Below are 9,110 nucleotides of genomic sequence, written 5' to 3'. Positions count from 1 at the left end.
GACCTGGGCACCGGCAAGGAGCAGTCGATGACGATCACCGGCGGCTCGGCGCTGCCGAAGGACGACATCAACCGCATGGTGCAGGACGCCGAGCAGTACGCGGAGGAGGACCGCCAGCGCCGCGAGGAGGCCGAGACCCGCAACCGCGCCGAGTCGCTCGTGTACTCCACGGAGCGCTTCCTGGCCGAGAACGGCGACAAGATCGACGCGACGGTGAAGTCCGACGTCGAGGAGAAGCTCGGCACGCTGCGCGGCGCGGTCGGTGGCACTGACATCGCTGCCATCCGCGAGGCCTCGGACGAGCTCACCAAGGCCAGCCAGGCCATGGGCGAGTCGATGTACGCGCAGGCCGCGAGCGCGCCNGGCGGCACGGGTGCTCCTGGGGCGGGCCAGGCGGACGACGACGTGGTGGACGCTGAGATCGTCGACGAGGAGGACAAGAAGTGACCTCTTCCGACCGCGAGCACCGGCTGGACGACAGCCGGGCCGGCGGCGACGGCGGCCCGGAGGAGCCCATCGTCAAGGACAGGCGGCGCATCGATCCCGAGACCGGCAAGGTGCGCCCCGGGTCCGGTCAGAGCGCGCCCGGTACCGAGCCGGACGGCTCGGCCGGGCCCGCCCCGGCGGGCGGTGGCACCGACTCCGAGCTCGTCAGCACCCTGCGCGGCCAGCTCGGCGAACGGACCGCCGACCTGCAGCGACTCAAGGCGGAGTTCGACAACTACCGGCGCCGGGCCTCGCGGGAACGCGAGGCCGCCGGCGACCAGGCCGTCTCCAAGCTGCTCACCGCGTTGCTCGGGGTCCTCGACGACATCGGTCGCGCCCGGGACCACGGCGATCTCGAAGGGCCGTTCAAGGCGATCGCCGAGTCCCTGGAGACGGCGCTGGAATCGACCGGTCTGGAGCGCTTCGGCGCCCCGGGCGACGTGTTCGACCCGCACCTGCATCACGCCTTGCTGCACTCCTACCGGTCGGACGTGTCCGAGACAACCTGCGTGGAAATCTTCCGCGCGGGCTACCGGCGTGGGAACGTCGTGCTGCGGGCCGCGCAGGTCGCGGTCGCCGAGCCGTCCGACGAGGGCGACGGCGGCTCGGACGTCGGCCTCGACGGGAGCGAACCCGGCCGGCAGGCCGACGCCGGGGCGCATGTGGGCGAGGGTCAGCCGGCAGGTGGCGCGTCTCCCGAAAGGGAGAACACCCCCATACCGGACGACACCGGCAGCGTTCCTGGGCCGGACCGCGGGGGCCCGACCGTCAGCGCCGACTGAAGAGATGGCCTACTGAACCATGCCGATCGACCGCTCGCGTGCCTCCCGCCCGGTTTTCCGCACCGGCCCGGGCGGTTCGCTCCGACCTGACCGGCGGCCNGGTGGCGTCACGCACCCGGATGCTTCCGATGCCCGCTCGCCGGGTTCGTTCACGACGGAAGGAGGGGCGCCGTGAGTGTTCGCGACATGGTCGAAAAGGATTACTACGCCGCTCTCGGTGTCCCCAAGGACGCGTCCGCGGCCGACATCAAGAAGGCCTACCGCAAGCTCGCCCGGGAGCTGCACCCGGACAAGAACCCCGGTGATCTCAAGGCCGAGGCGCGGTTCAAGGAGGTCTCCGAGGCCTACGACGTCCTTTCGGACGAGAGCCGGCGGCGCGAGTACGACGAGGCGCGCGCGCTGTTCGCGTCCGGGGCCTACCCGGGCGCGGGCAACGGGCGCTCAGGCATGGGTGGGTTCGGTGGCCCGGGGGGGTACGGAGCGACCTCGGGCATCAACCTCGACGATCTGCTGAACGGCAACGGCGGCGGCGGGCTCGGCGGGATCTTCGACAACCTCTTCCAGCGGTCGTCGCCCGGGCGGGCACCACGCCGGGGCACCGACATCGCGGCCGAGGTGACCATCCCGTTCGAGAAGTCGCTGACCGGCCTCGAGGCGACGGTGCGGCTACCGGGTGCCGCCACCTGCACCACCTGCGGCGGCAGTGCCGCCCGGCCGGGGACCTCGCCGCGGACCTGCCCTGTCTGCCGGGGCCTCGGCGTGATCTCCCGGTCCCAGGGTGGATTCGCACTGTCGGAGCCCTGCCGGGACTGCCTCGGCAAGGGCAGCCTCATCGATCATCCGTGCCCGGACTGCCACGGGACCGGCCGCCGCGAACGCGAGCAGCGGATCCGCATCCCCGCCGGGGTCAGCAACGGGCAGCGCCTGCGGGTACGTNGGCGCGGCTCACCCGGCGAGCGCGGCGGGCCAGCCGGCGACCTTGAGGTGACCGTGCACGTCCAGAGCCACCCCGTCTTCAGACGGGAGGGCCACAACCTGACCATCACCCTGCCGGTGACCATCACGGAGGCGGCCCTCGGGGCCTCCGTGAAGGTGCCCACGATCGACGGCACCCCGTTGACCGTGAAGGTGCCGCCCGGTACCTCGAGCGGCCGCCGGCTCCGCGCCCGCGGCCGCGGCGTTCCCCGCCCCGGCGAGGAGAACGGCGACCTCATCGTCACCCTCGAGGTGACGGTCCCGAAGCCGTCGGAGCTCTCCCCGAAGGCGCGCACCGCGCTCCAGGAGTTCGCGCGGGCGCATCCCGAGGACCCCCGTGAAGCACTGATAGCCCAGATGGAGGGACGGGCATGAACGCGCGTCCGAACCGCACCTCCGATCCGCCGCAGGCCTCGCGACGGCCCGGGGGGCGTGCCAGTACCGGCGCCGCCGGTCCGGCGGCCGGGCCGGCCCCCGCCACCGGGACACCGGGTGCGCGGCAGTCCGCGAGCGAGCGTGGTCCCGGTTACTACCAACCTCCGGGGCCCGTCGCCGGCCCGGCCCATGACGACGACGCACCGGTCTACGTGATCTCCATCGCGGCGCAGCTCGCCGGCATGCACCCCCAGACCCTGCGGTCCTACGACCGGCTCGGTCTGGTGACACCGGGGCGCACCGCCGGCCGCGGCCGGCGCTACTCCGCCCGGGACGTCGCGCTGCTCCGGGAGGTCCAGCGCCTCTCCCAGGAGGAGGGCGTCAACCTGGAGGGCATCCGCCAGATCCTGCACCTGGGTGCCCAGGTCGTCGCGTTGCAGGCCCAGGTCCGCCAGCTCGCCGAGGAGCTGGCCGCCGCCCGCGCCGAGGCCGATCGCCGGGTCGCCGAGGCGCATGCGAGCCACCGGCGTGACCTCGTCCCGATCGAGCGTGGCGCGGTCGTCGTGTGGCGGCCGGGCCACCGCCGCTGACCCGGTCAGCCCCGGGCGCGGGCCTCGCACCCGTCCGCGCCCACTCCGGAGAGCACGCCCCGCGGACCGCAGGCCGCACCGCTGGCCAGACCCACCGCCGCATACCACGCGCCGTCCGAGCCCGTGCGCCGTCCGAGCCCGTGCGCCGCCCCGGCGCCCGCCTGGCAACCGCCCACACCCGAGACCGCTGGCACCCGACCGTCTGGCCTCCGTGCCCCTCTGTCGNCCGGGCGAACAGCTGTCGACCGGGCGAACAGCTGCCGGCCGGCACCCAGGAACCGTCCCACGCCCACCAGGGCGCACGAACCGACAGCGCATTCCCGACACGCGGACCGGTCTGCTCGGCAGATTGAGCGGGAACGACTCAGGTATGCTGAGCTTTGTTAGCGGAGACGGGCGGTGCCGACGGACACCGCCCGACGACACAGGACTCCATCACGCGGAACCGACTACGCGGGACCGCCTTGGCACCGATCGCTCCGAGACACTGGGATCACCATGAACGCTGACCGTCTCACCGCCCGCTCGCAGGAGGCCCTCTCCTCCGCGATCAGCCGTGCCACCGGCGACGGATCGCCGCTGGTCGACCCCCTGCACCTGCTGGCCGCGCTNCTGGAAGCCCAGGACGGCGTCGGTGCCGCGCTGCTCGACGCGGTGGGCGCGGCGACGGCCAGCGTCCGATCACGTTCCGAGGCCGCGGTCGGCCGGCTTCCCCGGGCGGCCGGAGCGAACGTCGCCCCACCGCAGCTCTCGCGCCAGCTCGTCGCCGTTCTCAACAACGCCGAGCGGCAGGCCGCGCGGCTGGGCGACGAGTACATCTCCGTCGAGCATCTCGTCGTGGCCCTGGCGGAGGAGGGCGGGGAGGCGGCCCGCGTCCTCGCCGAGGCGGGCGCGACACCGGACGCGCTGCGCGGCGCCTTCGACCGGGTGCGCGGCGGTGCCCGCCGGGTGACCAGCCGGGACCCGGAGGGGGCCTACCGGGCGTTGGAGAAGTACTCCATCGACCTCACCGCCCGGGCCAGGGAGGGCAAGCTCGACCCGGTGATCGGGCGCGACGCCGAGATCCGCCGGGTGGTGCAGGTGCTCTCCCGGCGCACGAAGAACAACCCCGTCCTGATCGGCGAGCCCGGTGTCGGCAAGACCGCCATCGTCGAGGGCCTCGCGCTGCGCGTGGTCGCCGGCGACGTCCCGGAGTCGCTGCGCGGCCGGCGGATCGTCTCCCTCGACCTCGGTTCGATGGTCGCCGGCTCGAAGCTGCGCGGCGAGTNCGAGGAGCGGCTCACCTCGGTGCTCACCGAGATCCGCGAGGCCGAGGGGCAGATCATCACGTTCATCGACGAGCTGCACACCGTCGTGGGCGCGGGCGCGGCCGAGGGCGCGATGGATGCCGGCAACATGCTCAAGCCGATGCTGGCCCGCGGTGAGCTGCGCATGATCGGCGCGACGACGCTGGACGAGTACCGCACCCGGATCGAGAAGGACCCGGCGCTGGAGCGCCGATTCCAGCCCGTGATCGTCGGTGAGCCCTCGGTGGAGGACACCATCGGCATCCTGCGCGGGCTCAAGGNGCGCTACGAGGTCCACCACGGCGTGCGGATCACCGACTCGGCGCTGGTGGCGGCGGCGACCCTCTCCGACCGGTACGTGACGGCCCGTTTCCTGCCGGACAAGGCGATCGACCTGGTGGACGAGGCCGCCTCGCGGCTGCGGATGGAGATCGACAGTCGCCCCGTCGCGGTCGACGAGCTGGAGCGCGCCGTGCGGCGGCTCGAGATCGAGGACATGGCGTTGTCCAAGGAGAACGACGACGCCTCGCGCCAGCGGCGCGAGCGGCTTCAGCGGGAGCTGGCGGAGAAGCGCGAGGAGCTCTCCGCGCTGACCGTGCGCTGGCAGCGGGAGAAGAACTCGATCTCCGAGGTCCAGAAGATCAAGGAGGAGCTGGAGAACGCCCGCCGCGCAGCCGAGATGGCCGAGCGGGATCTCGACCTCGCCCGGGCCGGGGAGCTGCGCTACGGCACGATCCCGACGCTCGAGAAGCGGCTGGCCGCGGCGACGGACGCGCTCGCGGGCTCCGACTCCCCCGGCGGGGCGATGCTCAGCGAGGAGGTCGGCCCCGACGACGTCGCCGAGGTCGTCGCCTCCTGGACGGGGATTCCGGCCGGCCGGATGCTGGAAGGCGAGACCGCCAAGCTCCTGCGGATGGAGGAGGAGCTGCACCGCCGGGTGATCGGGCAGGAGGAGGCCGTCCGCACCGTGTCGGACGCGGTCCGCCGCGCCCGCGCCGGCATCGCCGACCCGGACCGGCCGACGGGCTCGTTCCTCTTCCTGGGGCCGACGGGCGTGGGCAAGACCGAGCTGGCCAAGGCGCTGGCCGATTTCCTCTTCGACGACGAGCGCGCGGTTGTCCGCATCGACATGAGTGAATACGCCGAGAAGCACTCGGTGGCCCGGCTGATCGGCGCGCCGCCGGGATATGTCNGGTTCGAGTCCGGCGGCCAGCTCACCGAGGCGATCCGGCGGCGCCCCTACAGCGTGATCCTGCTCGACGAGGTCGAGAAGGCGCACCCGGACGTCTTCGATGTGCTGCTCGCCGTCCTCGACGACGGGCGGCTGACGGACGGCCAGGGCCGCACCGTCGACTTCCGGAACACGNTTCTGATCCTGACCTCGAACCTCGGTTCGTCGTTCATCGCCGACCCGACGCTCGCGCCGCAGGTCCGGCGGGACTCGGTGATGGTGGCCGTGCGCGAGGCATTCAAGCCCGAGTTCCTCAACCGGCTCGATGACGTCCTGGTCTTCGAACCTCTCGGGCGGGACGACCTCACCCGGATCGTCGACATCCAGATCGAGCGGCTCCGGCAGCGCCTCGCTGACCGCCGGATCGCTCTCCAGGTCACCGATGCCGCGAAGAACTGGCTGGCCGAGGCCGGCTACGACCCGGTCTACGGAGCGCGGCCGCTGCGCCGGCTGGTGCAGACGGCGATCGGTGACCAGCTCGCCCGCGAGCTGCTCGCCGGTGAGGTGCGGGACGGCAACGAGGTCGTCGTCGATCTCGACCGGCAGCGGTCGGCGCTGACCGTCCACCCGGCGATCAGCGCACAGGCGGTCTGATCCGGCGCACCGGGGTGCCGAGTGCCAGGGTGCCGAGNGCCAGGGTGCCGAGCCGGGCCGTCCCGGTTCGGCACCCGCTCCGCTGCGCATAGGGTCGAGCAGTGGCGCGGAACGTTCCAGGTCTGGTGGTCTCGGCCGAGGTCGAGGCCGCGCTGGCCGCGGGCTCCCCGGTGGTGGCACTCGAGTCGACGTTGATCGCCCATGGCCTGCCGCGCCCGCGCAACCGCGCGGTCGCGGCGGAGCTGGAAGCGATCCTGCGCAGCCGCGGTGTCGTCCCCGCCACGATCGCCGTCATCGACGGCGTGCCCACCGTCGGTCTGGACGACGCCGCTCTCGGGCGCATCGCCGATGATCCCGAGGTGGCCAAGGCATCCGTACGTGATCTGCCGGCGGCGCGCGCCCTGGGCCGCACCTGCGCCACCACCGTGGCCTCCACCTCGGTGCTTGCGGCTCGCGCCGGAATCCGCGTGTTCGCCACCGGTGGCCTCGGCGGTGTGCACCGCGCGGCCGGCGAGACCTTCGACGAATCCGCCGATCTGCCGGCACTGGCCGCCACGCCGATCACCGTCGTCAGCGCCGGCGTCAAGTCCATCCTGGATGTCGCCGCGACGGTGGAACGCCTGGAGACCCTCGGGATCACCGTGCTGGGCTGGCGGACCTCGAACTTCCCGGGCTTCTACCTGCCGTCCACCGACCATCAGCTGGACTGGCAGGTGGACGACGCCCAGCAGGTCGCCGAGGCGATGGCCACCCGTGACGGTCTCGGCCTGTCCTCGGCGATCGTCGTCGCGAACCCGCTGCCGGCCGGTCAGGCCCTCGACCCGGCCGTCCACGACCAGGTCCTTCAGGCGGCGCTGCTGCGGGCGGACGAGCTGGGACTGNGGGGCAAGGCCGTCACCCCGTTCCTGTTGGAGTCCTTCCACACCGAGACCGCGGGTGCGAGCCTGGAGGTGAACGTCGCCGTGGTACGCAACAACGTCGCGGTGGCGGCCGACATCGCGGCCGCGTGGGCGGCCCGCCGAGCAGCCCGCTGACCGGCCGGCGGCCAGGTCACTGGATCTGCAGCTTGCCCGCGATCTGGTCGGCTATCCGCTGAAGATGCTCGGGTGACGGGTTGTTGTCGACGTTCGTGTAGTTCACCGTCACCTCGACCTGACCCTCGATGAAGAACAGGTTGTCCNGCACGAGCCCGATGGTCTCGCCGCGCACCGTCACGCCCATGCTGATCCGCAGCAGGGCCTGTGCCCCGGCCGGGGGTTCCGGGGTCTCGACCGCGACGATCTCGATCGCTGTCCCGCTTTCCACCGCCCGGTCGAACTCCGCCTGCAATGCCTGGCTGAAGCAGTCGGCGAACCGCGGATTCCTCAGCAGCGCGAGGTCGGCGGCAGCCTTCTCCGCGGAGACGACTGTCGCCGAGGACGTGATCGTGACGATCGCGTCGGCATCGCTGGTGAACTTGGGCCCGTCAGCGGAGTCCAGATACTCGTCGCGACGATCGTTTTCAGGAACGCCGAGGCAACCCGCGACCCCGGCCACGGACACCCGGTCGGAGTTGGCCTGCGCCTCGGCGGGGGACGCGGTGAATCCCGCGGTGATCGGGCCTTCGGTCAGCAGGTAGTTGTCCGCGTTCAGCGAGGTCCCGGTGGGCGGCGGCGAGGCGGGCGGCGGCGAGGTGGGCGGCGCGGCCACCGAGGTGGGCTGGAGCAGTTCCCCGATGCCGCCAGATCCGCTCTGGCAGGCCGCGGTCGCCAGGGCCATGGCGGCGAGCGACAGCAGTGCGGCGGCCCGGCCTCGGCGCCCACTCCGGCCGCGGTTCACCCGCCGCCCACGGCCGCCACGCGTGCCTCCCGAGCCACTGGCGCCTCCTGGCCCACTGCGGCCGGATTCCACCACGGCCCGCCGACTTTCGTCCCGTTCGTTCACCGGGTACCCCCAAGACAATGGCGGCCCGAATGATCTCGCCGGGCCGGCAGGATTCTCACCATTCACGCGGAAAGGCGCGTCGGCGCCCCTCCCACAATGCCGCAGCAAACCCCGCCACAACGCGCCCGATCGATGTCACTGTCGGGACAGCGGCCCGCCGACCTGGGCACTTGGTACCCCCCTTGACAACAGAAGAATTCCCCATGGGGGAGACACCCCGCAGCGCGCAGCCATCNTCCCGGTACACATCGTCACGGCGATCGGCATTTCCGGCGTCGGGTCGGGGGATCATCGATCGTGGCGGGCGCCGAACGCTCCGAGCTGGCAGCATCGGCGGTGGGAGATAAGAAGGAGAGGGCATTCGCATGGTCCGGCCGCGTCACGCCGCTTCGGGGCGCTTGTTTCCCTGGCTGGTCGTCCTGGTGTGGCTGGCGGCTGGCGTGGCGATCAGCCCGCTCGCGTTCAGGCTCACCGACGCGCAGACCAACGATGCGGCGGCGTTCCTCCCCGAGGAGGCCGAGTCAACGCGCGTCCTGGAGGCTCAGGAAGCCCTTCCCGGCGGCGACTCGGTACCCGCGGTGGTTGTCCTGGCCCGCGACACCGGCCTTACCCAGAACGATCTCGTGATTGCCGATGATCTGCGGACGGAACTGGCTCCGTTCTCGGCCACTCCCATTCCGGCCGTACTTCCCTCGACTGATCAGCAGGCAGCACTGATCACCATTCCGATGCCACAGACCAAGGATGTCGAGAGATTCACCGGCGACGTCGAGGAGATCCGCGACATCGCCCATCGCGCCGCGGCGGCGGAGCCCGGCCTGCAGACCGCTCTCACCGGACCCGCGGGCCGGCTCGCCGACACCTACAC

The 9,110-nt window shown here is 72.2% G+C and carries 5 protein-coding genes and 9 pseudogenes; all 14 read left to right on the top strand.

The window, feature by feature from the left end:
* Positions 1 to 362 (top strand): annotated as a pseudogene (locus UG55_RS26555) (Hsp70 family protein); the annotation flags it as partial.
* A gap of 81 nt (positions 363 to 443) precedes the next feature.
* On the top strand, positions 444 to 1,268 hold the full coding sequence (gene grpE, locus UG55_RS26550; protein WP_066074680.1) for a nucleotide exchange factor GrpE: 825 nt from the start codon (positions 444 to 446) through the stop codon (positions 1,266 to 1,268).
* A 171-nt stretch (positions 1,269 to 1,439) separates the two neighbouring features.
* Positions 1,440 to 2,204 (top strand): annotated as a pseudogene (locus UG55_RS44805) (DnaJ domain-containing protein); the annotation flags it as partial.
* Position 2,205: 1 nt separating this feature from the next.
* The coding region (locus UG55_RS44800) for a DnaJ C-terminal domain-containing protein (protein WP_304440461.1) at positions 2,206 to 2,618 on the top strand (413 nt) is incomplete at its 5' end.
* On the top strand, positions 2,615 to 3,208 hold the full coding sequence (locus UG55_RS46085; RefSeq protein ID WP_066074676.1) for a heat shock protein transcriptional repressor HspR: 594 nt from the start codon (positions 2,615 to 2,617) through the stop codon (positions 3,206 to 3,208). The genes UG55_RS44800 and UG55_RS46085, both read left to right, overlap by 4 nt.
* 498 nt (positions 3,209 to 3,706) lie before the next feature.
* Positions 3,707 to 3,819: pseudogene (locus UG55_RS44795) on the top strand (hypothetical protein); the annotation flags it as partial.
* Position 3,820: 1 nt separating this feature from the next.
* A pseudogene (locus UG55_RS44790) lies at positions 3,821 to 4,475 on the top strand (Clp protease N-terminal domain-containing protein); the annotation flags it as partial.
* 1 nt (position 4,476) lies between these two features.
* A pseudogene (locus tag UG55_RS44785) lies at positions 4,477 to 4,775 on the top strand (ATP-dependent chaperone ClpB); the annotation flags it as partial.
* Position 4,776: 1 nt separating this feature from the next.
* Positions 4,777 to 5,686: pseudogene (locus tag UG55_RS44780) on the top strand (AAA family ATPase); the annotation flags it as partial.
* A 1-nt stretch (position 5,687) separates the two neighbouring features.
* Positions 5,688 to 5,860 (top strand): annotated as a pseudogene (locus UG55_RS44775) (AAA family ATPase); the annotation flags it as partial.
* Position 5,861: 1 nt separating this feature from the next.
* A pseudogene (locus tag UG55_RS44770) lies at positions 5,862 to 6,319 on the top strand (ATP-dependent chaperone ClpB); the annotation flags it as partial.
* A 101-nt stretch (positions 6,320 to 6,420) separates the two neighbouring features.
* Positions 6,421 to 7,200: pseudogene (locus tag UG55_RS26530) on the top strand (pseudouridine-5'-phosphate glycosidase); the annotation flags it as partial.
* 1 nt (position 7,201) lies between these two features.
* On the top strand, positions 7,202 to 7,353 hold a 152-nt coding region (locus UG55_RS44765; protein WP_242425158.1), incomplete at its 5' end, for a pseudouridine-5'-phosphate glycosidase.
* A 1,254-nt stretch (positions 7,354 to 8,607) separates the two neighbouring features.
* Positions 8,608 to 9,110, top strand: a 503-nt coding sequence (locus UG55_RS26520; RefSeq protein ID WP_157901567.1) for an MMPL family transporter, incomplete at its 3' end; no start/stop codon positions are given.

The organism is Frankia sp. EI5c, assembly GCF_001636565.1.
GTDB lineage: Bacteria > Actinomycetota > Actinomycetes > Frankiales > Frankiaceae > Parafrankia.
This window is presented reverse-complemented; position numbering and strand designations above follow the sequence as displayed.

What these genes read in the sequence shown, in the direction of transcription:
- UG55_RS46085 (WP_066074676.1), top strand. Translation starts at nt 2,615, where the DNA reads ATGAACGCGCGTCCGAACCGCACCTCCGATCCGCCGCAGGCCTCGCGA.